This is a genomic window from Geobacter grbiciae, from assembly GCF_018531165.1.
GTDB classification, from domain to species: Bacteria; Desulfobacterota; Desulfuromonadia; order Geobacterales; family Geobacteraceae; genus Geobacter; species Geobacter metallireducens.
In genome coordinates this window covers 152352-179099 of record NZ_JAHDIW010000004.1, presented here as the reverse complement: position 1 = coordinate 179099, position 26748 = coordinate 152352, and the positions used below count along the sequence as shown (strand labels likewise).

Here is a 26748-nt window from a genome sequence, read left to right as displayed (position 1 = left end):
GGACGCTCCCAGGATGTCCTTACCTTTTACCCATGTTTCCCCGGTATTCGTGTGCAATTAAGTATGGTGTCCCGGGAATTCCCCGGAATTCCGTCCTCCGTGATGTATTTGTCCAGCCAAAGGCGAAATCAATCTTAGCATAAAAAAAATGCCCCCGCCTCATACGAAGCGGGGGCTCCACGCGTTAAGCTTCTAACGCCTGCGTTTAAGGACGTTCTAGTGGTGTGTTCCAAGCACCCGTTCCCCGGTCCCAGCCGATCAGGTAAACCATGCTTTCGGTGGTGCCGGGGGCCAAGGTAGTGAGGGTGCCATCGGTGTATGCCGCAGAACCTTTGCCGTAAAGCGTGCCGTTTTGGGCCATGGCCGTGGCGCCAGCAGACCAGTTCATCGCACCGTCATCAAGGAAGTCGATGGTGTCATAGATGAGCCGACGGGTATAGGTACGGGCATGGGCATAGGCAGCAGGCTCACGCTTCAGGAGGTTGATATTGAAGCATGCGCCGAGCAGCTTCTTCGCGTTGACAGTGCCGCCACGGGTCCAGTCCTTCAGGGCGGTCTTGCCGGTCGAATCCAGGGTCAGATCGAAGAAGTAGGGATAGGCCGTCGCGTTGTACCCAACACCGTACTTGTTTTTCAGAATGTTCACTGCCACATTCAGAGCATTTTCAAAGACTTCCGCCTGCGGGTCGATAAACACGGACTTGAAGTTGGCCGACGTAAGAGTCGTGGTGCCTTCCTTCGTGTGACACTTCACGCAAACGCGATCGAAGGTGGCCGCATTGATTCCCAGGCTGTGCCCGCCCTTCATATGACAGGTTACGCAAGGTCCGCCGCTCGTAAGATCCCTTGCAGCCACAGTCCTGTAGGTTGCCATTGCACTAGTTCCCAGAGTGCGGTGGGAGCTTCCAATGGCGCCACTATCATCGGTGGACGTCAATGATTTACCATAGGTGCTGCTGCCCAGCACCGCACTGGCGGAGGTGAAGCCGGTGAAGCCGGCCTTCACGTACATCATGCCGGCGGCAGCCATATAGTGGGAGTTGAAGTCGGAGAATTTGGTAGCTGTCAGATCTGCGGTTGTGGTTTCCACTGCGTTACCGCCGCTCAGACCCGCATGGCAGGGGATGCAGAGCTGGGTATCGCCGATGGTCGTCCCGCTCGGGAAGCTGGCCGAGGCACCCAGCGACGGGGAGTACGGTGTCGCAAACGCAGTAGTGGGAGCAATTCTGGTCCAGCTGTAATCATTATGGCATCCTTTGCAGCCAAGAGCCTCACGGCCGGTGGTGTATTTGCCGAAGATCGCCTTAATGTTGGCAGCGCTATAGGTGTAGTTATTCTGGAAATAGTCACGGGAACCGCCGGCGGTGTGGCAACGTGCACATCCTAAATCTACTTGGGAGGGTTGTCTCCACTTGTAATGCATCCACGGTTCCTTGGTGACGTCGCCATGGCCGGATGCCGCCCACTGCTGGTTAACGGCAAGAAGCGTGGTAGTGTCGTGGGGGTTGTGACATACCCGGCAGGAGTTGGCGTCATAGGGGGCCACGTAGGCAGCCTTGGTGGCATCGTAAGTGGCGCCGCCGACGAAGTGAGCGTTGTAAGTCCTCATGCTGGTGGCGGTGTGACAGTTGAGACAGACAACATCACCCGGGATATTGGCGAGCGCGCCACCTGACGGGTGACCGTTGGTTGTGTGGCAATCGGGGCAACTGGCGCCGTTCCGGGTATTGTGAGCAGAGGCTTTCCACTCCTCAGCGATAATGGCGCCGGTAACTGGTGATCTGTAATTAGTGTTGTCGTGACAGCTGATACACCCGGCCGACGCCTGATACGACGCGGTCTGCTGGTCGATGGCGCTTTCACGATTGCCGCTGCCGCATCCAGCAAGGGCAAGCAGTGCGGTGGCGCCCAGCAGAAGTGTGAATTGATTACGCAAATTCATGTTGCTTTCCTCCTTTTACGGTTTAGTGGTGTTAGAGGGTGTGGCACTTCCGGCAGGACCGGTCGCTGCGATCAATTATGTTGCCTCCCTTGAAGTTTCTGGGATGGGGGTTGATGCCGGAAGCCGGCTGACCGTTAATTATTTTATTCTTAGTTGCATGACAGGTAAGGCAGACGTCGCCATCGGGATGACAGGTCTGGCATGACTGGAGATTCCTGCGGGCCTCGGTGGCGTGCTCGCTGTTCCAGAACCAGGTCTGAGTGGTGCCGCTCCTCAGGTGCGACTTGATCCGTAGAGACCCCTTCGGGAACCGGCTGTGGCACTCGTTGCAGTAGGACGGTTCGTGGCAACGGTTGCAGCTCTGGGGATTATCCAGGGCCTTGATCGGGTGGATGCTGATGAAATCCGTCCGGTGGCTCTTGGGTACATAGTCACGCTGATAGTTGCGGGTCGACAGCTTGGCATCTATCCCGCCCCCTTTGTGGCAGTCGAGGCAGAACTGCTGGGTGTGGCACTGGTAGCAGTTGCTTCCCGCCTTGCCGGCAAGAACCCGGTGCCCACGGAGCCAGTCCGTGTCATGGTTCGGGGCAACCCCCTCTCCCTTGTGGCACGAATTGCAGTCGGCGATGGGGGTCGAAGCGTACTCCTTGTGCGACATCTTGTCAGCCAGCGCCATTTGAACTGAGAAGGTCGACGCCGCGAGGAGCAGTAGTGCGATTAACCATTTCTTCACGGATTCTCCCCCTTTCTAGAAATCGTAGTCAAAGACGAAGCGTCCTTGCGTGTCGTTCTCGTACTTGGCATTCACGTTGTTTTCCACGCGCAGCGAGGCGGTCATGCTCTTGGCCAGTTTGTACTTGCCGCCGAGCCAGTAGGTCCGGGCGATCTCATCGTTGTTCATGACATCGCGCTTGTAGACGTCATAGCCGAGGCCGCCGGCTACCTGAAGGCTCTTTGTTACATCATAGAATGCATCGACCAGAACGCCGTTGGTCTTGCCGTTGTAACCCTGATTGTTGTCAAACTCGACATTGATCAGCAGCGGCTCGAAGGGCCGCACGCCGGTCCCGAGATGATAGATGTGACCGCGCCCGCCTTCCCCGAACCACTGGGAGGTGTACCCGCCGTTGACGGATATCATGTCATTGAAGGTGTAGTCGGCGCGGAAAACCGCCTCCTGGTAGCGGTCAACGGCGAAAACCGAATAGATCGACGTGGTGTCGAAGGTCGGATAGCTCTGATACCACTCACCGGTGAAGACCAGGTTGCTGAGCGGATAGTACTTCACCCCTGCAAGCACTTCGTTGAATGTCTCCGAAACAAGGTCGAATCGCGTGTTGCCGTACAGCCGGACACTGTTGAACAGGTACTGCTTGAAGCTCGCCCCGAGGGTGTCGCGGGCGATGTCCCACTGGTCCCACTTCCGGAGCCAGCTCACCTCGAGATCGGTATTCTTGAACCCTTGCAGGTAGGCAGCGGCGCCAAAGGCGAGATCGCCGCCGTGACCGGACTCGTTGTCCAGGCCGAAGATGACGTTGCGGCCGCCGTACACGGACAATGCGACGGGACCGACATTTTTGAGATCGATCTGGCCGCCGTCGATAATGGCCGATCCCGCTGCCTGGTTGATAAACTGCCGTCCCAGCCGGATGTCGACCTTGTCGTACAGATCGCGATACTCGCCATAGAGGTAGTAGAGCCTGCTGTTGAATCCTTCGCCGTTGTTCAGGTCCTGAGTGATCCTACCGTAACCGTAGATCGAGGCCTTTCCCTCTTTGTCGAGGTTCGTGACCGACAGGCGCAGGTACTCACCAAGCTCAACCTGTTTCTTGTCGTTATAATAGTTGTTGAACCAGGAGAGTTGAGTCGAGCTTCTGCCGTGGATCTCGGCCGCAAGACCGCTCGATGCGCTGAGGACGCCGGCAAGCAGGAGCAGGCGGGTAAACCCTTTGATTCCCATTCAGTGGACCTCCTTTCTCTCAAAATCAGCAACGTCACAATTTGCGAACTCGGCCTCTCTCACCTCCTTCGTTCCGGTGTTCGCCCTCATGAATCAATTCAACGTGAATGAAACCGCCTTGCGTTGCAGGCGCTTACTTACCTGAGCAGGCAAAAAAATGAGCCGCTCGCCGGCACTCAATTTTTAATTAAGCAAAAACGACGCCACGTTCACACAGACAGAATGAGAATTTAAACGATTGTTCGGCAAGGAGAGGTTGCGCTCAAGAATGGTCAAAAAGGGACGGAGGGGAAACAACACTAAAACGATAATAATACTAAATGCCTGCCCACCACTTTGGCCAAAGTGAATAGGTCAGAAACGTTCGTCACTAGAACTTTATAGTTTTATTGCAATAACCCTATATCAAAGAAGTCAAATGTATAAATACATTATATTTTTTGACAGTGCCTGACAAAAATTGGTCTTCAACCCTGACAAGCCTGCGAGGGGAGATATGGGGCTTTGGCGGGCAAAAAAAACCCCGGATTGCTCCGGGGCTTTTTTTACTACTTCAGGTGGGCGTGGACACTACCGTACAGGAGTGTGGGCAAAGTCCGGCCCTACAAGCAGTCCGGTACGGTGGCACTGGACGCAGGTTTCGGCACCGCCGACAACCTTGTCCGCAATATGGGTTGCGGTGCCGGCGCCATCGTGGCACGACGTGCATGTCGCGGTGATCGGCCGAAGCTTGGTGTCGTCGCTGTTGTCGTTGGCGATCGCGCCGGTGGCGGTGGTGGTCCCGAGGGCGTTGGCCGGCAGCGGCAGGCCGAAGGTTCCGTCGAGGTGGCAGGCAGTGCAGATGCGCCGATCATTCGGATAGCGGACGTGCGAGAAGACGTTGGGCGTATTGCCGAAACCGTAGACGACGTACGGCTTGACACTGAGCTCTTCGCCGGTATGGATCGAGTGAATCATATCCTTGAGGTTGATAGTCCGCTCGGCAAGTCCGTCAAGGAACGGTCCGCCGACCCGTCTCCCTTTGTCGGTGGCGTTGGGGTTATGGCAGATGACGCACTCTTCGATGCTGTTCACCCGGTTGGCGCCATGGAGCGACAAGCGGCTGTGGCAGGCGTTGCACTTCTCAACCGAGACCACTTTCCGGCGCTGGAGGGACTGATCTGTTATCCGGGCACCGTTGGCAAGGTTGAAATACCATTGGACCGCAGTGCCGCCGACGTTATAGGTCCCCTTTGGAGTCGTGTAGGGGATACGCCCTTCAAGGCCGATCACCCCGACCCCCGCGGTGAGGGCCACCGGAATCGGGGTGGCAAAGGCGATGGTGTAGCTGCCGTCGCCGTTGGCCGTGGCGGCTGTCGTGGCCTGGCTGAGGGGTTGTCCGTAGTTGGCAAGGCCGTTGTTCAGATAGTCGAGCTGGGTGAAGTAGCCGAACTTGAGGCTGAAGCTCGACGGAGCTGCTGGAGAGATGGCGGTGCCGTCATCCTTGGTGATCTTGAAGGTAACCGTCGGCGCGTTTCCGGCAGTGGCGTTGGCAACGTTGATGATCTGGAAGTTGATGCCGGTATAGTAGGATGGGGCCTTCTCCAGGATAGTATGGGCCCCGACAACCGAGAGCGTGTACTGATCGGTCGGCGTGGAATCGATGTGACAGCCGGCACAGACTGCATCGGTGGCATTACCACCGGAGTGCGGTGCTGATGTGATGGTGACGGGGTTGGGGGCGGTGTCGCCCGAACGGGGATTGTTCACCGTGAGCGTGGCACTTCCGTCAAAGGTGGTGGTGTCGTGGCAGGTGGTGCAGTTGGCGATCTTCGGGGCACCCTTCCACTTGTCCACATCCTTGCCGAAGGTACGGCCAACCAAGTCAGTACCCTGCTTGTGGCACTTGGTGCATTCGATCGGCGTGCCGGTAATCCGGGAGTCCCCTGAGATGAACGGATAGCCGACCGTGGAGTAGCTGTTGAAGGAGTTGCCGAAGCCGATGATCGCATAGCCGACGCCCTTGGCCACGCTCGGGAGCTTTTCTCCCATGTGGATCTTGTGGATCAGCACCTTCATGTCGACGGAGTTGCCGGTCTGCGGATCGATTACCCCCGGATAGTGGCAGACGATGCAGAGGGCGATATCGCGCCGCCCGCCGCCGTGGAGGCCGAGGCTGCCGTGGCACTCGTTGCAGGCCGAGATGGAGACAACTTCCCGGGTGGCAGTCACGGCACCGCCGTCGGGCCTGAAGTTCAGGTAGGGATTGGTCGCCTGCTGGAACGACGTGCCGCTGACGGAGGTCACGGTCCGGGTAATCTGGGCGGCAACGGTGTGGGTCAGCGTCGAATCGAACGCCAGGTTCCCCAGGGTCTTGGTGGGGTCCTTGATGTCGGTCTTGAAGGTGTAGGTATAGATTCCCGGGCTCACGGTGGCGAAAGTCCCGCCGGAATCGTACCCCGGCTGCGTCGCCGTGGTGGTGGGGATGTAGTTTTTGTAGTAGCCGTCAGCACCGAGCTGCGCCATGGTGAAGCGGACGCTGTTGGTGGGCAGCGAGGTCGGATCGAGCGGATTCCCGTTTTCGTCAAAAAGGGTAAAGGTGACCACCGGCAGTGGGCCGCTGGTGTTCACGCTCTGGACACTTGACTGGATGTTTCCGGTGGCCGTTGCCTGGGCGGTACCCGCTCCGGCGCCTTCTTTCTTGCTGCTGCCGCAGCCGTACAGCATGGTGGCCGCGGTAAGGAGGCAGACGCCCAGCAGCAGTTTCCGTACTGAGTTACCGTACATACGCTACTCTCCTTTCACTGGGGGCTAAAAATGGTCATGGCACTTGACGCAGCTTCTGCCGTTGCTCTTGTCCCGGTAGTTCCCCTTGACCGAATCCCAATTGCGCGGATGGGGGCTCACCTTGAGACCAGTGCGGGCGCTGTGGCACTTCATGCAGACATCCCCTTCGTTGTGGCATGTCTGGCAGGCCTGAAGGTTGCGACGCGCCTCCACGGCATGGTCGGCCGACCATTTGTGGGTCGGGAGCATGCCGCCCGGATGGCAGCTTTGGCACTGGGTCGCCGAGAAGCCTTCGTGCTTGGGCCCGACGTTCGAGAGCTGAATGGCGCTGAATTGGCGGCGATGGGACTGGAACTGAAGGTCGTTCGACCGGAACCGCTCATGGCACTCGATGCAGAATTTCTGCTCGGAGTGGCAGCGGGTGCAGCTCTGGGGATTATCCATCGCCTTGATGGGGTGGATCTCTATGAAATCGCTGCGATGGCTCTTCGGCTTGTAGTCGCGCCGGAAGGTCTGGTTGGACGGTGAGGTGTCGATACCGCCACCGGTGTGGCAATCAAGGCAGAATGCCTGATCATGACAGTCGTTGCAGTTCCTCCCCGGCTTCTGCGCCACAAGGCGGTGTCCCCGCACCCAGTCTGAATCGTGGTTGGGGGCTACCCCTTCGCCCTTGTGGCAACTGCTGCACTCTGCAAGGGACGACGAGGCGTAATCCTTGTGGTTTTCCTTGCGTTCGGCTGTAGCCTGCCGTGAGTAAAGTGCCGCCATGGCCAGCAGCATAGTGAACATCAGCCATTTTCTCACAGGTATCCCCCCTTTCTAGAAATCGTAGTCCAGGACGAAGCGGCCGTTGACATCGCTTTCGTCCCGCGCGGTAATGGCGTCTTCCACTCGCAGGGACGCCTGCAGATTCCTGGCAAGCTTGTACTTGCACCCCAGCCAGTATTTCTGGGCGGTTTCACGGCTGCTCCCGTCAAGATAGAAGTCGCGTTTGTAGACGTCATAGGTGAGGCCGCCGCTGAGCTGGAGCCCCTTCGTGACGTCCCAGGCCACATCGAGTTGGCCACCATCGAGCTTGCCGCCATAGCCATTGCGCTTATCGTAGGCGAGTCCGATCTCCACGGAGCTGACCGGATGGAGCCTGCACCCCAACTCGTACACATTGGCAACACCATCGTCGCCATAGTCCTGACGGCTGTACCCGGCGTTGACGGCGATCATATTGTTGATCGTGTAGTCGACCCGGAAGACCCCCTCCTGGTAGCGGTTAACGGCGAAAACCGAGTAGATCGAGGTGGTATCGAAGGTGGGGTAGCTCTGATACCATTCACCGGTAAGGATGAGGTTGGCCATCGGGAAATACTTGACCCCTCCCAGCACTTCGTTGAAAACCTCTGCCGTCACATCGTACCGGGCGTTGCCGTAGAGCTTCAGGCGGTTGAAAAGGTATTGTTTGAACGAGGCGCCGAGGATGTCGCGGGAGACGTCGCCGTCATCCCACTTGCGGAACCAGCTCACGTCCAGGTCGGTATTCCTGAATCCGGAAAGGTACGCCGACAGCCCCATGGCGTAGTTTCCGCTGTGCCCCGCCTCGCCGTTGATTCCGAAAACGACGTCGCGGCCGCCGAATACGTTGAATCCGATGGGGCCGATGTTTCTCAGGTCGAACTGACCGCCGTCGACAAGGGCGGTCCCGGCGGAATTGTTCACGAACTGCCGGCCGAGCCTAAAGTCGACCTTGTCGAACAGCCCCCGGTAGTCGGCATAGAGATAGTAGAGCCTGCCGTTCAGTCCGTCGCCGTTGTTCAGATCCTGCGAACCGCGGCCGTAACCGTAAAGGGAGAACTTGCCGGCCTCGTCGAGCTTAGTGACGGCAAGCCGCAGATACTCCACCAGCTCCACCTGGCGCCCGGAGTAGTAATCGTTGAACCAGATCAGTTGCGTTGAGCTCCTGCCGTTGATCTGGGCCGCAAAACCGGTTGAAGCACTGACGACACCCGCAAGCAGGAGAATGTGGGTAAACCATTTGATTCCCATTCAGTGGACCTCCTTTCTCACAAAATCAGCAACATCACCTTGTGCGCCCCCCCGGGTCATCTCTCTCACCTCCTCTGTTCCGGGGTCCGCTCTCCGATTGTAGCCGGTACCTTGATGGGCAATACGATAAGACGCGCGCCGGCGCCCGGAACCCCTCGACAGGTAAAGGACAGCGGTTTGACAACAGAACGGTAATTGCAGCAGAGGGAGAAAAATCTTTAAGGAAGGTCAAATACAGCCTGGAAGGAACATGAATACGTCATAGAAACAGCAATTGAATACCTAACCTGTCTCCCACACATATCCGTCGCTCCGGACGAAGCGAACATTGAATAGCAACTGTAAACCTCAGTTGCAGACGGCATCCCGCAGAAGGCTCATCCGCGTGTCCGCTTCGATCTGCTCCCAGGGAGTCTTGCCGGCAAGGAGGTATTCCTTGATAGTCCTCCCCGTGCTGTCCCGGTGGACAACCTTCTCCAGCCGGCTCATGTCGCCGGAGCAGTTGATCGTGTAGTAGAAATTCGTGTCGGCCAGGTCCTCGAACCCCTTGGGATGACCGATGGTGTCAAGGGCGTCGGCCTTTCCCTCTGCGGTGTAGACCGCTTTGGTCCGGACGGCGACACGGTCTTCATCATCCTGGACGATGGAGGTGGTGTCGTAATAGTAGCGGGAGGTGGAGGGGTCCTCGTCGATGAGCACCCACTGGTCGTCGGCGGCATATGCCGGAGAACCTGTAGTTGCCACAGGGGCCATAATGGTCAGTGCTGCCGTCAGCGCCCATATTCCCAATGATCTGTTCATTGAAAATCCCTTCCGATTCCTCGAGCTTACCTGAAACAAACGTCATGAAGAATGATAAAGGCAAGCTTTGCGTTGTCAAGCCGCGCCCTTTCATTCGTTCCCGCGCCGAACCCGCACGAGGGAGAGGAGCAGCACGGCCGCAAGGGCCGCCAACGCCGCCCCGAAGCCGAAGGCAGCCTCCCTCCCCGCCTTTTCCCAGACGGCGCCGAACAGAAGGCTTGCCGGAAGCGCCCCCGCCCCCACGGCAAAGTTGTACCAGCCAAAGGCGCTCCCCCGCTCCCGGGGTGGGGCGATGTCGACCAGGAGCGCCTTCTCGGCACCTTCGGTCATGGCGTAAAAGAGCCCGTAGAAGGCGAAGAGAAGCCAGCAGGCCACCTCGGTTTCGGCCAGGGCGAATCCCCCGTAGGAAAGGGCATAGACCCCCCACCCCACGACGATCACGCCGCGGCGCCCGATCCGGTCCGACAGGGCGCCGAAGGGAGTGGACCCGGCCATTTTGACGAGATGGAAGAAGGCCCAGAGGAGGGGAATGCGGGCCGGAGCAACCCCCAGTTCGCCGGCCCGCAGGAGGAGGAAGGCGTCGGAGGAGTTCCCCAGGGTGAAGAGAAAAAGAATCAGGAGAAACCGCCGGAGATCGCCATGGGGGACGATGCGGAGAAAGGTGCCGTCGCCGGTGCGGACCCGTGCCGTCTCCCGCACCTTCCAGATGATGAGGACAACGGCCAGGAGCCCCGGAATGGCCGCGAGCCAGAAAACGGTCCGCAGGTCCTTCACGAACCAGGCGAGGAGAAGCGTGGCGATGAGGGGACCGACAAGGGCTCCGGCGTGGTCCATGGCCCGGTGAAAACCGAAGGCCTTGCCCCGGAAGGCGGGATCGGTGGAATCGGCAATGAGCGCGTCGCGGGGCGAGGTGCGTATCCCCTTCCCCACCCGGTCGGCGAAACGGATGGCGAGGATCGCCGATGGAGCCGTGGCGGCCGCCACCAGGGGACGGGCGAGGCTCGACAGGGCGTACCCGCCGAGCACCAGCCCCTTGCGGCTCCGGACCCGGTCGGAGAGGATCCCCGACCCCAGCTTCAGGAACGCCGCCGTCGACTCGGCCACCCCCTCGATGAGCCCGAGAAACGCCGGCCCCGCCCCGAGGACCGTCGTAATGAAGAGGGGGAGGAGCGGATAGATCATCTCGCTCGACACATCGGTGAGAAAGCTTACGAGCCCGAAAATCAGGACATTCCCGGAGACGCCTCTAAACATTCAAAACCTCGAAAAAGCCGGGACCGGGGATCGGGGACCAGGGACCGGGAAAGGCGAAAATGCAAAGACCGGCAAGATAGGGTTTTGCCGGTCCCTGGTCCCTGATCCCTGTCTTTTAGTCCCCGGTCCCGGCCTTTACGCCGGAACCGCCCGTTTGAAGGCCCAGGCTTCGATCTTCTTGATCTGCTCCGCCATGGTGACGGAGAGGGGAACCGTGCGGCTGATGGCGGCCATGAGGTCCTGCTGGGTCATGGGGCGTTTTGCGGTGAGGGCCTCGAAGGCGGCCGCCTGCACCGCCTGCTCGATCTCAGCCCCGGAGAACCCCTTGGTGGAGCCGGCCAGGAGCGGCACGTCGAAGGCGCTCAGGTCAACCTTCCGGCGCGTCAGGTGAATGCGGAAGATCTCCTCCCGCCCCTTCGTTTCGGGGAGCCCGATGTAGAAGATCTCGTCAAAGCGCCCCTTGCGGATGATCTCGGCCGGGAGCATCTCGATGGCGTTGGCGGTGGCGGCCACGAAGACCGGGGCCCGCTTCTCCTGCATCCAGGTGAGGAAGGAGCCGAGAATGCGGGAGGCCGGCCCCCCTTCCGCCTTGAACCCCTGGGTGGAGATCCCCGCCTCAATCTCGTCGATCCAGAGGACGCAGGGGGCCACCGCCTCGGCGGTCCTGAAGGCCTTGCGGAGACTCGATTCCGGCGTGCCGTAGCTCCCGTCGTAGACCGCAGCCATGTCGAGCCGGATGAGCGGCAGCCGCCACGTGGCCGCAATGGCCTTCACGAAGAGCGACTTCCCACACCCGGCAATCCCCATCATCAGCACCCCCTTGGGGAGGTTCGCCCCCGAGGAGATACCCTCCAGGCCGAAGGCCTGCTCCCGCCGGGCCATCCACTGTTTCAGGTTCTCCATCCCCCCCACCTGGTCGGGGGTGACGTCGTTCACCACGAACTCCATGATGCCGCCCGTGCGGATGATGGCCCGCTTGGTCTCGAAAATGGAGCGGACCAGCCCCTCGCCCCCCGCCTCCCCGGCGGCACGGGCTCCCCGCATTCCCCGCTCCACATCCAGAAGGTCGAGCCCCTGGGCCGCCACCACCAGATCGTCCAGAAGGCCGGGCCGCTCCTGGCACGCCTGGGCCAACTGGGGGTCCCGCGCCCTCGCCTGCTCGAAGAAGGCCTTGATCTCCTCCATGGCCGGCAGCCCCTGCTGGAGGATGACAAACTCCTCGCGAAGCGCCGCCGGAATCCCCTCCTGTTGGCCGAGGACCACGATTGCCTTCGCCTTGGCCCTCATGGCGAAATCCTTGAGCGCCCGGATGAGATAGGGGTTGTCCCCCCAGAACCAGGGAAGGTCCTTGAAGAGGAAGAGGAGCGGGCCCGGCTGGGCCAGGGCGAAACCGACGGCCGCCACCGGGTCGTCGATCCCCTCCACCACGGCGCCGTCGCGGCTGAAGCCCTCGGTGCAGGTCCAGACGTAGGGATAGCCGGCCCCCTTGAGCCGGGCCGCCGTCTGGGTGGCAATATGCTCGGTGCGCCGTTCGTTGTCGGTCACCACGTAGATCATGGTGGCCCCGGCTCCGATGAGGCGCACGAGACCTGTTACGGTGAGATTTTCCACAAGTCCCCCCCATGTGAATGCCAATACATCTCTAATTAGACAGTGTACCGTACAAATACCACTTTTGCCGCCACTGGGGACGAGTTTTCGGAAACAAAAAGCCCCTGACAATCCGAACCCGGAGCATCAGGGGCATCTTCCCTTCCCATAATCCGCTTGTTCACCGGGATATCATTCCCCCAGGTACGTATACCCCAGGAGGGTCCGGTCCAGCAGTTCCAGGAAGTGGCTGCTCTCCTCGATGGAGACCTTGCGCAGGGCCACATCCTTCTCCATGGTGTCGCGGACGTGTTTGAGGATCTCCGGCCCCTTGTACTGGACGTATTTCAGGCTCTCCCAGGTGGCGTCGCCGTTGATGACCGTGTCGATCTTATAGCCGGTCTTTTTGTTGAAGGTGACATGCACCGCATTGGTGTCGCCGAAGAGGTTGTGCATGTCCCCCAGGATCTCCTGGTAGGCGCCGATGAGGAAGAAGCCCACGAAGTAGTCCTCGTCCTTGCGAATCTTGTGGAGCGGCAGATACTTCGTCCGCCCGTTCTCGCCGACGAAGCTGGTAATCTCGCCGTCGGAGTCGCAGGTTATGTCGGCGATGGAAGCCATGACGTCGGGCTTCTGGTTGAGCCGCTGAATCGGCACGATGGGGAAGAGCTGGTCAATGGCCCAGGAGTCGGGAATCGACTGGAACAGCGAGAAATTGGCAAAGTAGGTCTGCCGCAGGCTCAGCTGGAAGTTCTGAAGCTCCTCGGGAATCGGTTTAATCTTCTCCACGATGCCGTTGATCTTGCGGAGAATCTTGGCGTGGAGCCACTCGGCCATGGCCCGTTCGGCAAGGGTCAGGTACCCCAGACTGAAAAGACTCACAGCCTCCTGGATGAGCTGAACCGTATCGTGGTAGTCCTCCCGCAGGGAGTAGCGGTCGATGCTCTTGTAGATATCCACCAGCTTCTTGACCGTAGGGGCCAGCTTCTCAGCGCCGTTGAGGGTTTCCTCAAAGTCCGGCATCAGGTTCTGGGTATTGGTGTTGAGGAGGTTCGTCACCAGCACCGAATAGTGGGCCGCCGTGGCCCGACCCGATTCGGAGATGATGTTGGGACATTCGACGCCGGCGTCTTCGCAGATGTTCTTGATCTGGTAGATGACGTCGTTGGCGTACTCCTCGATGGAGTAGTTGACGCTGGAGAAGTAACTGGACTTGGAGCCATCGTAGTCGACCCCGAGGCCGCCGCCGATGTCAACGTACTCGATGCCGACGCCGAGCTTGCGCATCTCGGCGTAGACCCGGGTCCCTTCGATGAGGGCGCTTTTGATCTTGTCAATCTTGGTGATCTGGCTCCCGATGTGGAAATGGATCAGTTTCACGCTATCAAGGAGTTCGTTCTGTTCGAGGAGGCCGATAGCAGCGATGATCTCAGACATCCGGAGGCCGAACTTGGCGTCCTCGCCACCGGAGGTGGCCCATTTGCCGGTCCCCTTGGAGGAGAGCTTCACCCGGATGCCGAGCTTGGGCTTGATGCCGGTCTTTTTGGAGAGGGCGATGATCTTCTCCAGCTCGAACATCTTCTCCACGACGATGGTGATGTCGTAGCCGATCTTGGTGGCGTAGAGGACCGTCTCGATGTACTCCTTGTCCTTGTAGCCGTTGCATATGATCGGGATGCCGTTCCCCGTAGCGAAGGAGATGCCGATCACCAGCTCCGGCTTGGAGCCCACCTCGATGCCGATGTTGTAGCGCTTGCCGAACTTGGCGATAGCCTCCACCACCTGCCGCTGCTGGTTCACCTTGATGGGGTAGAAAGTCTGGTACGTGGACGGGTAGTCGTTCTCGTCGATGGCGTACTTGAAGGCGCGGTTAATGGCGGCGATCCGCCCCTGGAGGACATCCATGAACCGAAGCAGGATCGGGGGCTTGATCTTGCGCTTGATGAGGTCGTCCACGAGCGCCCGCAGGTCGATGGAATGCTTCGACGTGGGAGATGGGTGGACGCAGACGTTCCCCTTCTTGTTGATGGAGAAGAGGTCGGCACCCCAGTTGGGGAGGTTGTAAATCTTTGCGGAGTCGTTGATCGACCAGCGTTCCATAGTGGTCTCCTGGCGGCGCCATATTTGCGCCCTTCCGCCGTCGGCTCGTCGTCAGGCTCCTCGACGTAGCGCTGCTACGCCTGCGGGCCTTCCTCCTCTCCGCCAACGGAATCATCGCAAATCTGACGCCGCTGTATGAATATGCAATTTTGTGTTCTAATTACCACCGGGGCGAGAGATTTCGGCCAGATCGGCGCACCCGCAGGAAGCCCGGCGGAGGCGTAGCAGCGCTACGCCGCACAACGAGGCTTACGAGGACGGCGTCGAGATGGTCGGAAGATATCGCCCCTTTAAGACAACCTACTCTTGAAATCCTCGTACCCGAAACGCCGCACCACCTTGAGTTCTCCAGTTTCCGGCTCAAAGGTACAGATGGCCGGATGCTGGATTCCGTTAAAGGTGGTGGTCTTCACCATGGTGTAGTGGGACATGTCCTCGAACACGAGCCGGTCCCCCGGCTTCAGGGGCTTGTCAAAGGACCAGTCACCGATGACGTCCCCGGCCAGGCACGACGGCCCGGCAAGCCGGTAGGTGTGGGCCTTCTCGCCGGGGTCGAAGCCGCCGGTAATGCCGGGGCGATAGGGCATCTCCAGCACGTCGGGCATGTGGCAGGTGGCGGAGACGTCGAGGATGGCGATGTCCATCTCGTTGCGCACCACGTCCAGCACCTCCCCCACGAGAATGCCGGTGCCGATGGCGATGGCCTCCCCCGGCTCCAGGTAGACCTCAACGCCGTACTTCCCCTTGAAGTATTTGACCAGCTCCACCAGGGCGTCGATGTCGTACCCCGCGCGGGTGATGTGATGCCCGCCGCCGAGGTTCAGCCACTTCATACCGTGGAGCAGCGGGCCAAATTTCTCCTCGAAGACCTTCGCGGTCCGCTCCAGGGGCTCGAAGAGCTGCTCGCAGAGGGTGTGGAAGTGGAGCCCCTCGACTCCGGCAAGCGACTTCCCCTCGAATTCAGCGCGGGGGATGCCAAGCCGCGACTTGGGCGCGCAAGGGTCGTAGATGGGGGTATGCCCCTCGGAATGCTCGGGGTTCACCCGCAACCCCACCGACACCCGCCCCCGTTCCTTCTCCCACAGGGGCCGGAACCGCTCCAGCTGGTTGAAGGAGTTGAATACCAGATGGTTGGAGACGGCAAGCAGCTCCACCACGTCGCTCTCCTTGAAGGCGGCGGCAAAGCTGTGGACCTCCCGTCCAAACTCCTCCCGACCCAGGCGGGCCTCCCACGGCGAGCTGGCACAGACCCCCTGTAGCGTCTCCCGGATGATGGGGAAGACACTCCACATGGCAAACGCCTTGAGCGCCATGAGGATCTTGGCGCCGCTGCGCCGCTGGACATCATCGAGGATAGCCAGATTGTGGCGCAGCCGCCCCAAATCCACCACGTAGGCGGGGGATGGGGCCAGCTTCAGGATTTTTTCGATGTCGATACCGGTCAGAACCCTCTCTCCTCTATGGTAATTCCAGCCAGACTATCAATGAGCAGCGGCACGTCGTCTGCGACGGAACGCCAGACGGTTGCCAGATCAACGCCAAAATACTGATGGATCAGCTTATCGCGAAAACCCGCAAGATCTTTCCACGGGATAGTTTCGTGGCACTCCCGGAAATCGGCCGACAGGTTCTTGGTGGCCTCACCGACCACTTCAAACTGCCGGATTACGGCATCCTGTACCATTCGAGTTGTCCGGAAGCGCTCGTAATCCATCCCCCGCGTGTATTCGACAATCTGCCGCAGGGCATCAAGTATATGTGCAAGATAGACAGCATCGTCGCGAATCATTGGTAAATCACCTTGAGTTCCCGTTTGATGCGATCTATGAGGTACGGGCTGATGGCTCCCTCGGTCAGCAGGTCAATCTTTACACCGACCAGTTCAGACAGTTCCCGTTCAAGACGAATCATGCCGAGGAGGCTTTTCGGGTCCGAAAACCAGACCATCAGGTCGAGGTCACTGTCCGGCCGCGCCTCTCCCCGAGCATAGGAACCGAAGACCCCAACCCGCTCGGCCCCATGCCGGGCCATGAAACTAATAATCGCATCATCAAATGGCGTAACGGGTTCACGCTCTGCCATGACTTCACCTCAACCCTTTCCCAAGAAACGTCAGATTTGCGATGATGACGGTGACGGCGACGAGGAAGGCCCGTAGGCGTAGCAGCGCTACGTCGAGGAGCCTCCGCAGGAATCGGCACCGTCAGGGCACAAATATGGCGTTTCTACAGCTCCGGCCACTCGCCTTCCACAACCACCTCCGGTAGCCCCATGGGTCCGAGAACTTCGAGGAAGGCCTCCGGATCGAACTGCTCCATGTTCCAGACCCCCGGAGCATGCCACTTGCCGGTGAGCATCATGATGGCACCCACAACCGCCGGAACGCCGGTAGTGTAGCTGATGGCCTGGGACTGGACCTCCCTGTAGCAGGCCTCGTGGTCACAGATATTGTAGATGTATACCTGCTTGCGCTTGCCGTCCTTGAGGCCCCGGGCGATGACGCCGATGCAGGTCTTCCCCTTGGTGAGGGGACCGAGGGAGCCGGGATCGGGAAGGAGAGCTTTCAGGAACTGGATCGGGACGATCTTCTGCCCCTGGAACTCCACCTCGTCGATGCGGGTCATCCCAACGTTCTGGAGCACTTCCAGGTGCTTCAGGTAGTTGTCGGAGAAGGTCATCCAGAACTGGGCCTTCTTGATGGTCGGGATATGCTTGACGATTGACTCCATCTCCTCGTGGTAGAGGCGGTAGATGTTCATGGGCCCGATGCCCTCGGGGAAGTCGAAGACCCGCTTGGTGGAAAGGGGCGGCGATTCCACGAACTGGCCGTTCTCCCAATGGCGGCAGGTGGCGGTCACCTCGCGGATATTGATCTCCGGGTTGAAGTTGGTGGCGAAGGGCTGGCCGTGGCTCCCGGCGTTGGCGTCAATGATGTCAAGCTCCTGCACCTCATCCAGGTACTTCTTGGCGGCGAGTGCCGTATAGACGTTGGTGACGCCGGGATCGAAGCCGGAACCCAGCAACGCCATGAGACCCGCTTCCTTGAAGCGGTCCTGGTAGGCCCACTGCCAGGAGTACTCGAACTTTGCGATGTCCAGGGGCTCGTAGTTGGCGGTGTCCAGGTAGTCCACGCCGGTTTCCAGGCAGGCATCCATGATGGTCAGGTCCTGGTACGGCAGCGCCACGTTGATGACGAGCTTCGGTTGCTCTTTCTTTATAAGCGCCACCAACTCGGGGACATTGTCGGCATCCACCTGGGCCGTGGCGATGCTGTTATTCAGCTGGGCGGCGATGGCGTCGCACTTGGACTTGGTGCGGGAGGCCAGGGTAATCTCGCTGAAGATATCCCTGCGCTGGGCGCACTTGTGGGCAACGACCTGGCCGACACCGCCGGCTCCGATTATCAGTACCTTGCTCATGTTTCCTCCTGATCGGCGCCATATTCGCGCGCTAACGACGTCTGCTCGTCGAGAGGCTCCTCGACGTAGCGCTGCTACGCCTGCGGGCCTCTCTCCTCTCATCCGCCGTTATCATCACGAATCTGACGCCGCTTGAACAAATATAGTAGGTAAAATCCGTGTAACGATTCTTGAGAACGCGATATTTTCGTTAATAATCAAAGGTAGGCGGGGTTACGACCCATAGTATTCGGGCCGACCCCTTGCCGATATTCTTCACCGTGTGCCGCTTGTCCGAGGTGAAGTAGAAGCACTCGTCCTTCTTCACCGTGTAGATCTTGTCATCCAACCGGAGCTGGATCTTCCCGAGGAGGACAAAACCGAATTCCTCCCCCTCGTGAAAATTCTGCTCGTCCATCTCCTCGCCCGGGGCAAGGGTCACCAGGGCCGGGTCCATCTCCCGGTTCTGGGCGCCGGGGACAAGAAGCTCCACCGTGACGGCCGCGTCGTCGGCCGAGGGCTGGACCCGGGCATCCTTGCCGTAGACCACGTCCTCGCCGATGGGATCGCTGAAGAACTCCTGCATGCTGACGCCGAAGACGTCGAGGATATCCTTCAGGGTGGCGATGGAGGGAGATGTGGCGTCGTTCTCCAACTGGGAGATGTATCCCTTGGTCAGGTCGGCCCGATTTGCCAGTTCCTCCTGGGTGAGGGAGTTGATCATCCTGAGCCGCTTCAACCGCTCGCCGATCTTCACGTTCTAGTCTCCTGGTCCAGAAACCCTAAACATTCTATCCAATTGCGCTGTTTAGCATTTCTAAACTTTCTGTAAAGCAGCTGGTTTAGCATTTCTAAACTTTTAGTTTAAACCCGTGCGCACAAGGGGTGGTATATAATACAACAAAAACAGAGTGTCAACGATTTTTTCGACTGTCACAAAATAAGTGTAAACCGGCACCATTGCTTCCTGCCGCAAGGATCACCGGCTTGACTTTTCCGGGCGTATGCCGTAGGAGGGACTATACTTTTTTTTGAGGAGGAACGGCGATGCTGAAGGGATGCAGAGTGGGGTTCATCGGCGGCGGCAACATGGCGGAGGCGATCATCAGGGGACTTCTGGCCGGCGGGGTAACGGCGGCGGAACTGGTGGTGGCGGAGCCCATGGCCGAGCGGCGGGAATTTCTGCGGGAGACCTACGGTATTGATGCCCGTGCCGACAACGGCGAGGTGGCCGCGATGACCGACGCCCTGATCGTTGCCGTGAAGCCCCAGGTATTTCGGGGCATGGCTGCGGCCCTCGGGGCAGCAGGCTTTGCCGGGAAGCTCGTCATCTCCATCATGGCGGGGATATCCATCAACGGCATCGAGGAGGTCTGCGGCGACTCTTCCCGGGTGATCCGGGTCATGCCGAACACGCCGGCCCTGGTGCTGGAGGGGGCATCGGCCCTCTCCCGGGGGAAGAACGCCACCGACGACGATTTGTTCTTCGCCCAGGGAATCTTCGAGCTGGTGGGAACCACCTGCGTCGTGGACGAGAAACTCATGGATGCCGTCACCGGCCTCTCGGGGAGCGGGCCGGCCTACGTGTTCATGTTCATCGAGGCCCTCTCCGATGCCGGCGTGAAGAACGGCCTCCCCCGCGACGTAGCAACCCGCCTTGCGGCCCAGACGGTCCTGGGCTCCGCGAGACTCCTTCTGGAGACCGGCGACCACCCCGGAGTCCTCAAGGAAAAGGTCACCTCCCCCGGCGGCACCACCATCGCCGGCGTAGCCGCCTTGGAACGGGGCTCCTTCCGGGGGACGGTCATGGCGGCCGTGGACGCGGCCACCGCCCGCTCTGCCGAGTTGGGGAAAAAATAACGACTTTTAACACAGAGGGCCACAGAGAAGAACCTTCAAGGAATAAGGACGTCTATCCGTACCGCCGATGAATCCTGTATTTGATCAGGGTATCGTTAGCAAGAATCCGGTTGTTACTCTGTGTCCTCTGTGCCCTCTGTGGCTGAAGCTTTTGAGTTCACCTTCTCGAAAAGCTCGATCTGCTCCGCCAGGGAGAGCTTCTTCCCTTTTTTGCACCCCCTGAGACAGAGCGAACAGCGGTCATCCCCGCACCACTGGCAGTACCGGCAGTCGGGACAAGGATGCTTCTTCGGGGGCTCAGTAGGCGGCACTTCGCTTGGCCCCACGCCCGGCCAGAAGCTGGGCAAAGGCCTTCCCCTGGTCGCCGTTGCTCACCAGAAACCGGGGGAGCTTCATCACGCTGTCGGCCTGGGTGACAGGATGCGGGTCAACGGTGAAGGTGGCCCGGTACCCCAGGGCACCAGCCCGGCGCAGCAGGTCGTCGTCGTAGATGCCGAAGGGCCAGGCGAGCATGTCCACCGTCACTCCCAGCTCCTTCTCGATCCTACCCCGCGATTTCCGCAGTTGAGTCTCCACCAGTTTGTCGAACTCCGCCGGTTTCAGCTTTTTCCGATCCTTCCTGAAATTGGGATGCCAGAAGGTGTGGGACTGGAAATCAAAAAGACCCGTCTTCTTCAGCTCCCGGAGCTGGTCCCAGGTCATGGCGTATTTGGCATTGGAAACGGCCGACGGGTAGATGAAGACCGTCACCGGCACGTGGTACTTTTTGGCCAGCGGCAGCATGTCGGTGTAGACCGACTTGTGGGCGTCATCCTCCACGATGACCACCGATTTCGGCGGAGGCGCCGGCCCATTCTTCAGGTAGAAATCCACCACCTGGCGCAGCGGGATCACCCGGTAGCCGTTATCCCTGAGGTACTTCAGGTGCTCCTCGAATACGGAGGTCTTGATGGTCATGCTGTCGGCAACCGTGGGGCCGAAGCGGTGGTAGAGGAGAATGGGGACGCTGAATTCACGGGGGGGCAGGCTTGCCGAGACGATGGCAGGGAAAAGCATGCCGAACAGAACGGCAAAGATGATGCGCACTTTCATGAAACTGAGAGACCTCCGGGGTTAATGGTTTAGAGTGGTTGCAGCAAGAAAGCTGCCGGAAGGATTGTTGCAACAGACAGAATTTCGGGAAGACGGTTTACCGGCGGTATTCCCGCTCGCCGAAAAGGGAGGTGCCGATGCGGACCAGCGTGGCCCCTTCCTCGACGGCGGCCTCGAAATCCCCCGACATCCCCATGGAGAGCTCATCCATGACGACGCCGGGGATGCCCGCGGCGGCGACGACGCCGGCAAGCCGTTTCAATTCGCGGAAGTAGGGACGCGCCCCCTCGGGATCGTCGAAGAAAGGAGGCATGGTCATGAGCCCCCGCACCCGCAGGTGGGGAAGGAGCGCCACCTCCCTGACAAGGGTCAGGAGTTCCCCGGCGGTGGTGCCCGATTTGGTCGCCTCGCCGGCGATGTTCACCTGGATGAGGACGTCACAGGTGGTGTCGAGTTTTGCCCACTGGCGCTCGATCTCCTGGGCCAGAGAGAGGCGGTCCACCGAGTGGATCATGGTCACGAGGCCGGCAATCTGCCGCACCTTGTTGCTCTGGAGGGCACCGATGAAATGCCATTCCACCGGCTCCCGCACTTCGCCGGCCTTGGCAGTGAACTCCTGCACGTAGTTCTCGCCAAAGAGCCGCTGCCCCGCCCGGGCCGCATCCTCCACCGCCTCGGCCGGCTTGGTCTTGGAGACCGCCACGAGGCGCACCGATTCCGGGTCGCGGCCGGCCCGACGAGCAGCCACGGCGATGCGTTCCTGGAGATGGATAAGGTTCGAGGCAATCGTCATGACGCTTTACAGAGCCCCCATGGTACGAAGATCCTCCACCACCTCACAGAGGGGGAGCCCCACCACGTTGGTGTAGGAGCCGTCGATCCGCTCCACCATACAGGCGGCTCCACCCTGAATGGCGTAGGCGCCGGCCTTGTCCATGGGGCAGCCGGTGGCCACGTAGGCGGTAATTTCCTCGTCCCGCAACGGCTTGAAAAAGACCTTGGTCACCACCGCCTTGCAGAGGATGCCGTCCCGCGCCTTGTCATAGATCGCATAGCCGGTGATGACCTCATGGGGGACTCCGGAGAGCTTTTTCAGCATTCGCACGGCATCGGCCCCGTCCGTGGGTTTTCCCATGATCTCGCCGTCGCAGACCACGATGGTGTCGGCGCCGATGAACCAGCGTCCCTCCGACCGGGCGGCGGTTGCCACGGCCTTGTCTTTTGCCAGGCGAACTGAGAAGTCGGCCGGGGCCTCGCCCGGAATGGGCTCCTCAGGGATATCGCTGGCAAAGACGTCGAACTCAATGCCTGCCGAAGCCAGAAGCTCCAGCCGCCGGGGCGATGCCGACGCGAGAACGATTCTACTGTTTTCCGGCATCGTCATGCTCCTTCGGCTGCTCTTCCTGGGCCTTCATCCGGGCCTCGTAGCGGCGCTGCGCCCCCTCCATCTCCTCCCAGTGCTTCTTCCAATCCTTCTTTCGCACAAAGGAGAGGACCACTGCCCCCACCAGAATCATCACCCCCCAGAAGATGCTCATGACCTGGGCTCTTGCTATGCCATAGCCAAGGGAAGCGATCCCCATGAGGATCAGAAGCGCCTCCATGGAGAGGATCCTGCCGATGAGGGATATTTCCTGTTTTTCCTTGTCGTCCATGGGTTCCTCGCAGGGGCGCTGCTTGCCGCGCCAGCATCGAAAATGGGCGCGGCAAGCAGCGCCCCTACACTGTTCCTATCCAACGGTCCAGCTCAGCCAGTGCCCGCTCCGCAAGCTTCCCCCGCCGCTCCTTCTTCTTCACCTTCCCCTCCAGGGGAGGGAAGAGCCCGTAGTTGACGTTCATGGGCTGGAAGTGCTTCACGTCAGCGTTGGTGATGTGGGTCACCAGGGCGCCGAGGGCAGTGGCCAGCGGCGGCACCACCGGCTCCTCTCCCCGGACGAGCCGGGCAGCGTTGACGCCGGCCAGGAAACCGCTCCCCGCCGACTCCACATATCCCTCGACCCCGGTGATCTGGCCGGCAAAGAGAATACGGGCGTCCCCCCTCAGCTGGAACGTGGGGGCCAGGAGGGCTGGCGCGTTGATGAAGGTGTTGCGGTGCATGGAGCCGAGCCGGACGAACTCGGCGTTCTCCAGGCCGGGAATCATCCGGAAGATCCGCCGCTGCTCCGGATAGGTGAGCTTGGTCTGGAAGCCCACCAGGTTGAACATGGTCCCTTCACGGTTCTCGGCCCTGAGCTGCACCACCGCGTGGGGCTCCTCCCCAGTGCAGGGATCCGCGAGCCCCACGGGCTTCAGGGGACCGAAGCGGAGCGTCTCACGACCCCGCTCGGCCATTTCTTCAACCGGCATGCACCCTTCGAAGTGTACCACTTTTTCAAAATCCCTGGCAGGCACTTTCTCGGCGGCAAGGATCGCGTCCACGAACCCCTCATACTCTTCCTGGTTCAAGGGACAGTTCAGGTAGTCGTCGCCGTCCCCCTTGCCGTAACGGGAGGCCCGGAACACCTTGGTCATATCGAGGGATTCGGCGGTCACGATAGGCGCGATGGCATCGTAGAAATAGAGGTTCGGTCCGGTGATCGCCCTGATTCTTTCGGCCAGCCCGTCGCTCGTGAGGGGGCCCGTAGCCACAATCACGATATCCTTGGAAGGAATATCCGCCACCTCTCCCCGCATGAGGTCGATAAGGGGATGGTTCTCTATCCTCTCGGTTACAAAGGCGGAAAAGAGCTCCCGGTCCACCGCCAAAGCTCCGCCGGCAGGCACGCGAGTGGCGTCGGCCGCCGCCATGATGAGGGAGCCGGCCCGCCTCAGCTCCTCCTTGAGGAGCCCCACGGCATTCTCCAGGGACTCCCCCCGGAGCGAGTTGGAGCAGACGAGTTCCGCGAGCCCCGCCAGGTGGTGTGCCGGCGAAAAGGCATGGGGCTTCATCTCGTGGAGCGTGACCCGCACCCCGTGCTCCGCCGCCTGCCAGGCAGCCTCGCATCCGGCGAGCCCTCCGCCGATGATGGTAATAGCATCCGTCACTGGGCGTTCCCCTCCTCGTCGGGTATTTCGTAGCGCTGCAGCGGGTGCCCCGCCACGAGCCGCGCCTTGGCCCGCTCCTCGTCCCAGATGGTGAGGTACCCTTTCCAGCCCCGGTCCAGGAGTGCCTGAATGTGCCGCACCACCTCCGGCGTTGGCGGCTCGTGGAAGGCGTTGTAGCCCGAGAACCCGCCGGGAGGGATCAGGCGGTAGGCGCCATGGCCCCGCTTGACGCTCCGCTTGGTAAGGGTGGCCGTACCGGAGCCCCACGAGTGTTCCTCATACTTGGTCCAGCCGCAGATGGGGCACATGACCCGGCGGGCCCCCTGCTCGCCCCAGCACTCGGTATCGATCCGCGCGTAGGCGAAGCGGCACTGTTCGCAGGCTTCGTGCATGTCGTTAGGCATCATTGATTCCTTCATCGTGAAAAAACATCCGAAACACAGAGCAACTGAGCAACAGAGCAAGAAATTCTTTTTGCCTTAACTTGTGAGAACCTCTCTGCAATAGCTGTTAAAGGTTTTGCGGGTTTTCTCAGTTGCTCAGTTGCTCTGTGTTATTCAAACTGAAACTGCCGCTTCATGCTAAAAAGGCGGGGATCGCTCCCCGCCCGGTCAGTCTCTCGGCTACTTCTTCCCTTCGGTCCGGTAGTCGCACCCCTCTTTCGGGCACTTGAGGAACTCCCCTTCCCGCTTGTAGACCTTTTTCACCAGGAGCGGGAAGCCGCATTTGGGGCACGGCCCCGGTTGGGGGGGATCCCAGAGGGCGAACTTGCACTGGGGATAGCGGTTACAGGAGTAGAACATCTTGCCGTAGCGGGATTTCTTCTCGGTCAGCTCCCCTTCCTTGCACTCGGGACAGGTGTGGCCGGTCCCCTTGGGCTTCACCAGGGGCTGGATGTTCTTGCAGGCTGGATAGGCGGAGCAGGCCAGGTACTTGCCGAAGCGGCCGTCTTTGATGAGCATGGGGCTGCCGCACTTTTCGCACTTCTCCTCGGAGAATACCGGCTCGGCCGGTTCCTGCTGCTCACCCTGGCTTATGTTGCGCGTATAGGTGCACCCTTCCTGGTAGCCGGAGCAGGCAATGAATTTACCACGCTTGCCCAGCTTCACCACCAAGGGCTTGCCGCAGTCGGGGCAGAGTTCGTCGGTGGCCTCGGTGGTGAGGTCCGCCTTGCTCACCTCCCCCTCCTTCTGTTTCAGGAGGGAACTGAAGGGACCCCAGAACTCGTGAAGGAGGGGCTTCCACTGCTTCTCACCCCGGGAGACCCGGTCCAGCTCCTCTTCGAGATTGGCGGTGAAGTTGTAGTCCACGTACTGGGTGAAGTGATTGGTGAGAAGATCGTTCACCACCATCCCCACATCCTCGGGGACGAAGCGCTTACTGTCGAGGCGGGCGTATTTCCGCTCCAGGAGCGTGTTCATGATGGAGGCGTAGGTGGAGGGACGGCCGATGCCGTACTCCTCGAGGGTCTTCACGAGGCTCGCCTCGGTGTACCGTGGTGGGGGCTGGGTGAAATGCTGCTCCGGAACGAGCTTCTGGAGCTTCAGGAGTTCCCCTTCCGTGAGGGGGGGCAGAGTCCCTTCCTTCTCCTCGGTCTGGTCGTCGACTCCCTCGATGTAGAGCTTCATGAAACCGGGAAAACGAATTACCGTACCGGCGGCCCGGAAACGATATCCCTCGCCGGCGCCGATATCGACGGAGGTCTGATCCAGGAGCGCCTCGGCCATCTGGCAGGCCACGGTCCGCTTCCAGATGAGATCGTAAAGTTTGAACTGGTCGGAGGAGAGGTATTTCTTCAACTCGGCGGGAGTACGGGCTATGGAAGTCGGGCGAACCGCCTCGTGGGCCTCCTGGGCGTTCTTCGCCTTGTTCTTGTAGAAGCGGGGCTTGGCTAGGGCATACTCCTTCCCGTAGAGGGAGGTAATGACCTCGCGGGCCTCCTGGAGGGCCTGGTTAGACAGCACCACGCTGTCGGTACGCATGTAGGTGATGAGACCGACAAGCCCCTCGTCCCCCACGGCGACCCCTTCGTAGAGCTTCTGGGCGGTGGACATGGTCTTCTTGGCCGAGAAGCCGAGCTTTCTTGCCGCCTCCTGCTGGAGGGTGGAGGTGGTGAACGGCGGTGCCGGGGTCCGTTTGCGCTCGCTCTTCGTCACCTTGTCGACGGTGTAGGCACCGCTCTCCAGGGCCTTCACGAGCCGGTCGGCCGCCGTGCCGTCGGGGATATCGAACTTGCCGAGCTTCTTCCCCTCGGCCTCCACCAGGTTGGCGGAGAACTTCTGCCCCTTCCCCGTGGACAGTTCAGCGCCAATGGTCCAGTACTCCTGCTCCTGGAACGCCTTGATCTCTTTCTCCCGCTCGCAGATGAGCCGCAGGGCCACGGACTGGACCCGTCCGGCGGAGAGGCCGTAGCGGATCTTCTTCCAGAGGAAGGGGGAGAGGTTGAAACCGACCAGGTAGTCGAGGATGGAGCGGGCCTGCTGGGCATCCACCAGTTCCAGGGAGATGTCCCGGGGGTTTTCCACGGCGTGGACGATGGCGTCCTTGGTGATCTCGTGGAAGACGACCCGCTTCACCGGCACGGCGTTTTTCTTTTTGTCCATGCCGAGGGCCGCCAGGAGATGCCAGGAGATCGCCTCCCCTTCGCGGTCGGGGTCAGTGGCCAGGAGCAGGATGTCGCTCTCCTTCAGCTCCTTCTTGATGGCGTCGATGTGCCGCTTGCTCTCGGGGAGAACGGCATATTTGGGTTCGAAATCGTTGGCTACATCCACAGAACCCTGTTTGCTGGGGAGGGCGCGCACGTGGCCATAGGAAGCCATGACCCGAAAGTCCTTGCCGAGAAATTTCTCGATGGTCTTGGCCTTGGCCGGAGATTCGACTATGACGAGGTGTTGTGGCATAAAAAAATTCCAATAAAAGTAAGT

General features: G+C 60.2%; 23 protein-coding genes. 1 reads left to right on the top strand and 22 read right to left on the bottom strand.

What is annotated here, in order from left to right:
* Nucleotides 1-205 precede the first annotated feature (205 nt).
* The 15 genes from KJB29_RS08095 to KJB29_RS08025 form a co-directional block, all read right to left on the bottom strand.
* Nucleotides 206-1936: a NapC/NirT family cytochrome c gene (locus tag KJB29_RS08095; RefSeq protein WP_215734166.1), complete on the bottom strand. Its 1731-nt coding sequence runs from the start codon at nt 1934-1936 to the stop codon at nt 206-208.
* 37 nt (nt 1937-1973) lie between these two features.
* Nucleotides 1974-2675 (bottom strand): cytochrome C, encoded by a 702-nt coding sequence (locus tag KJB29_RS08090; RefSeq protein ID WP_215734165.1) that lies wholly within the window; start codon nt 2673-2675, stop codon nt 1974-1976.
* 15 nt (nt 2676-2690) lie between these two features.
* Entirely contained in the window at nt 2691-3902 is a 1212-nt protein-coding gene (locus KJB29_RS08085) for a hypothetical protein (RefSeq protein ID WP_215734164.1), read from the bottom strand.
* Nucleotides 3903-4472: 570 nt separating this feature from the next.
* Nucleotides 4473-6668, bottom strand: coding sequence for an OmcA/MtrC family decaheme c-type cytochrome (locus KJB29_RS08080; RefSeq protein ID WP_215734163.1), 2196 nt, complete (start codon nt 6666-6668; stop codon nt 4473-4475).
* A gap of 24 nt (nt 6669-6692) precedes the next feature.
* Nucleotides 6693-7472: a cytochrome C gene (locus tag KJB29_RS08075; protein ID WP_343213549.1), complete on the bottom strand. Its 780-nt coding sequence runs from the start codon at nt 7470-7472 to the stop codon at nt 6693-6695.
* 15 nt (nt 7473-7487) lie between these two features.
* A complete protein-coding gene (locus tag KJB29_RS08070; RefSeq protein WP_215734162.1) occupies nt 7488-8705 on the bottom strand; it encodes a hypothetical protein in 1218 nt (405 codons plus the stop codon).
* 348 nt (nt 8706-9053) lie between these two features.
* Nucleotides 9054-9506: a surface-adhesin E family protein gene (locus KJB29_RS08065; RefSeq protein ID WP_215734161.1), complete on the bottom strand. Its 453-nt coding sequence runs from the start codon at nt 9504-9506 to the stop codon at nt 9054-9056.
* 90 nt (nt 9507-9596) lie between these two features.
* Entirely contained in the window at nt 9597-10760 is a 1164-nt protein-coding gene (locus KJB29_RS08060; protein WP_215734160.1) for an MFS transporter, read from the bottom strand.
* 135 nt (nt 10761-10895) lie between these two features.
* Nucleotides 10896-12371 (bottom strand): AAA family ATPase, encoded by a 1476-nt coding sequence (locus tag KJB29_RS19535; protein ID WP_215734159.1) that lies wholly within the window; start codon nt 12369-12371, stop codon nt 10896-10898.
* 171 nt (nt 12372-12542) lie between these two features.
* Nucleotides 12543-14450 carry an arginine decarboxylase gene (speA, locus tag KJB29_RS08050; protein WP_215734158.1) on the bottom strand — a complete coding sequence of 636 codons (1908 nt, stop codon included), beginning with the start codon at nt 14448-14450 and terminating at the stop codon, nt 12543-12545.
* A 290-nt stretch (nt 14451-14740) separates the two neighbouring features.
* Entirely contained in the window at nt 14741-15895 is a 1155-nt protein-coding gene (nspC, locus tag KJB29_RS08045; protein ID WP_215734184.1) for a carboxynorspermidine decarboxylase, read from the bottom strand.
* Nucleotides 15892-16239, bottom strand: coding sequence for a HepT-like ribonuclease domain-containing protein (locus KJB29_RS08040; protein WP_215734157.1), 348 nt, complete (start codon nt 16237-16239; stop codon nt 15892-15894). Before KJB29_RS08040 ends, nspC begins: the two co-directional genes overlap by 4 nt.
* Entirely contained in the window at nt 16236-16532 is a 297-nt protein-coding gene (locus KJB29_RS08035) for a nucleotidyltransferase family protein (protein WP_215734156.1), read from the bottom strand. The genes KJB29_RS08040 and KJB29_RS08035 overlap by 4 nt, the downstream gene beginning before the upstream one ends.
* A 143-nt stretch (nt 16533-16675) precedes the next feature.
* The gene (locus KJB29_RS08030) at nt 16676-17869 is read right to left on the bottom strand and encodes a saccharopine dehydrogenase family protein (RefSeq protein ID WP_215734155.1); all 1194 of its coding nucleotides are present in this window, start codon (nt 17867-17869) and stop codon (nt 16676-16678) included.
* Between the two features lie 190 nt (nt 17870-18059).
* Nucleotides 18060-18605 (bottom strand): helix-turn-helix domain-containing protein, encoded by a 546-nt coding sequence (locus tag KJB29_RS08025; protein ID WP_004513931.1) that lies wholly within the window; start codon nt 18603-18605, stop codon nt 18060-18062.
* 290 nt (nt 18606-18895) lie between these two features.
* Between KJB29_RS08025 and proC the strand changes: the two genes are divergently transcribed.
* Entirely contained in the window at nt 18896-19708 is an 813-nt protein-coding gene (proC, locus tag KJB29_RS08020) for a pyrroline-5-carboxylate reductase (protein WP_215734154.1), read from the top strand.
* 297 nt (nt 19709-20005) lie between these two features.
* Here proC and KJB29_RS08015 read toward each other — a convergent pair whose 3' ends face one another.
* From KJB29_RS08015 to topA, 7 genes are all read right to left on the bottom strand, one after another.
* Nucleotides 20006-20800, bottom strand: coding sequence for a polysaccharide deacetylase family protein (locus KJB29_RS08015; RefSeq protein WP_215734153.1), 795 nt, complete (start codon nt 20798-20800; stop codon nt 20006-20008).
* A gap of 97 nt (nt 20801-20897) precedes the next feature.
* Nucleotides 20898-21593: a YggS family pyridoxal phosphate-dependent enzyme gene (locus KJB29_RS08010; RefSeq protein ID WP_215734152.1), complete on the bottom strand. Its 696-nt coding sequence runs from the start codon at nt 21591-21593 to the stop codon at nt 20898-20900.
* A gap of 6 nt (nt 21594-21599) precedes the next feature.
* Entirely contained in the window at nt 21600-22178 is a 579-nt protein-coding gene (locus KJB29_RS08005) for a Maf family nucleotide pyrophosphatase (RefSeq protein WP_215734151.1), read from the bottom strand.
* The gene (locus KJB29_RS08000) at nt 22162-22455 is read right to left on the bottom strand and encodes a hypothetical protein (RefSeq protein WP_004513041.1); all 294 of its coding nucleotides are present in this window, start codon (nt 22453-22455) and stop codon (nt 22162-22164) included. The genes KJB29_RS08005 and KJB29_RS08000 overlap by 17 nt, the downstream gene beginning before the upstream one ends.
* 64 nt (nt 22456-22519) lie before the next feature.
* On the bottom strand, nt 22520-23824 hold the full coding sequence (trmFO, locus tag KJB29_RS07995; protein ID WP_215734150.1) for a methylenetetrahydrofolate--tRNA-(uracil(54)-C(5))-methyltransferase (FADH(2)-oxidizing) TrmFO: 1305 nt from the start codon (nt 23822-23824) through the stop codon (nt 22520-22522).
* A complete protein-coding gene (locus KJB29_RS07990) occupies nt 23821-24228 on the bottom strand; it encodes a hypothetical protein (RefSeq protein ID WP_004513039.1) in 408 nt (135 codons plus the stop codon). The genes trmFO and KJB29_RS07990 overlap by 4 nt, the downstream gene beginning before the upstream one ends.
* 219 nt (nt 24229-24447) lie before the next feature.
* Entirely contained in the window at nt 24448-26724 is a 2277-nt protein-coding gene (gene topA / locus KJB29_RS07985) for a type I DNA topoisomerase (RefSeq protein ID WP_215734149.1), read from the bottom strand.
* Nucleotides 26725-26748: the final 24 nt, after the last annotated feature.

What these genes read in the sequence shown, in the direction of transcription:
- KJB29_RS08010 (WP_215734152.1), bottom strand. Translation starts at nt 21,593, where the DNA reads ATGACGATTGCCTCGAACCTTATCCATCTCCAGGAACGCATCGCCGTG.
- KJB29_RS08080 (WP_215734163.1), bottom strand. Translation starts at nt 6,668, where the DNA reads ATGTACGGTAACTCAGTACGGAAACTGCTGCTGGGCGTCTGCCTCCTT.
- KJB29_RS08030 (WP_215734155.1), bottom strand. Translation starts at nt 17,869, where the DNA reads ATGAGCAAGGTACTGATAATCGGAGCCGGCGGTGTCGGCCAGGTCGTT.
- KJB29_RS08070 (WP_215734162.1), bottom strand. Translation starts at nt 8,705, where the DNA reads ATGGGAATCAAATGGTTTACCCACATTCTCCTGCTTGCGGGTGTCGTC.
- KJB29_RS08000 (WP_004513041.1), bottom strand. Translation starts at nt 22,455, where the DNA reads ATGGACGACAAGGAAAAACAGGAAATATCCCTCATCGGCAGGATCCTC.
- topA (WP_215734149.1), bottom strand. Translation starts at nt 26,724, where the DNA reads ATGCCACAACACCTCGTCATAGTCGAATCTCCGGCCAAGGCCAAGACC.
- KJB29_RS08005 (WP_215734151.1), bottom strand. Translation starts at nt 22,178, where the DNA reads ATGCCGGAAAACAGTAGAATCGTTCTCGCGTCGGCATCGCCCCGGCGG.
- KJB29_RS08015 (WP_215734153.1), bottom strand. Translation starts at nt 20,800, where the DNA reads ATGAAAGTGCGCATCATCTTTGCCGTTCTGTTCGGCATGCTTTTCCCT.
- KJB29_RS08060 (WP_215734160.1), bottom strand. Translation starts at nt 10,760, where the DNA reads ATGTTTAGAGGCGTCTCCGGGAATGTCCTGATTTTCGGGCTCGTAAGC.
- KJB29_RS08085 (WP_215734164.1), bottom strand. Translation starts at nt 3,902, where the DNA reads ATGGGAATCAAAGGGTTTACCCGCCTGCTCCTGCTTGCCGGCGTCCTC.
- KJB29_RS07990 (WP_004513039.1), bottom strand. Translation starts at nt 24,228, where the DNA reads ATGCCTAACGACATGCACGAAGCCTGCGAACAGTGCCGCTTCGCCTAC.
- speA (WP_215734158.1), bottom strand. Translation starts at nt 14,450, where the DNA reads ATGGAACGCTGGTCGATCAACGACTCCGCAAAGATTTACAACCTCCCC.
- proC (WP_215734154.1), top strand. Translation starts at nt 18,896, where the DNA reads ATGCTGAAGGGATGCAGAGTGGGGTTCATCGGCGGCGGCAACATGGCG.
- KJB29_RS08040 (WP_215734157.1), bottom strand. Translation starts at nt 16,239, where the DNA reads ATGATTCGCGACGATGCTGTCTATCTTGCACATATACTTGATGCCCTG.
- KJB29_RS08035 (WP_215734156.1), bottom strand. Translation starts at nt 16,532, where the DNA reads ATGGCAGAGCGTGAACCCGTTACGCCATTTGATGATGCGATTATTAGT.
- KJB29_RS08065 (WP_215734161.1), bottom strand. Translation starts at nt 9,506, where the DNA reads ATGAACAGATCATTGGGAATATGGGCGCTGACGGCAGCACTGACCATT.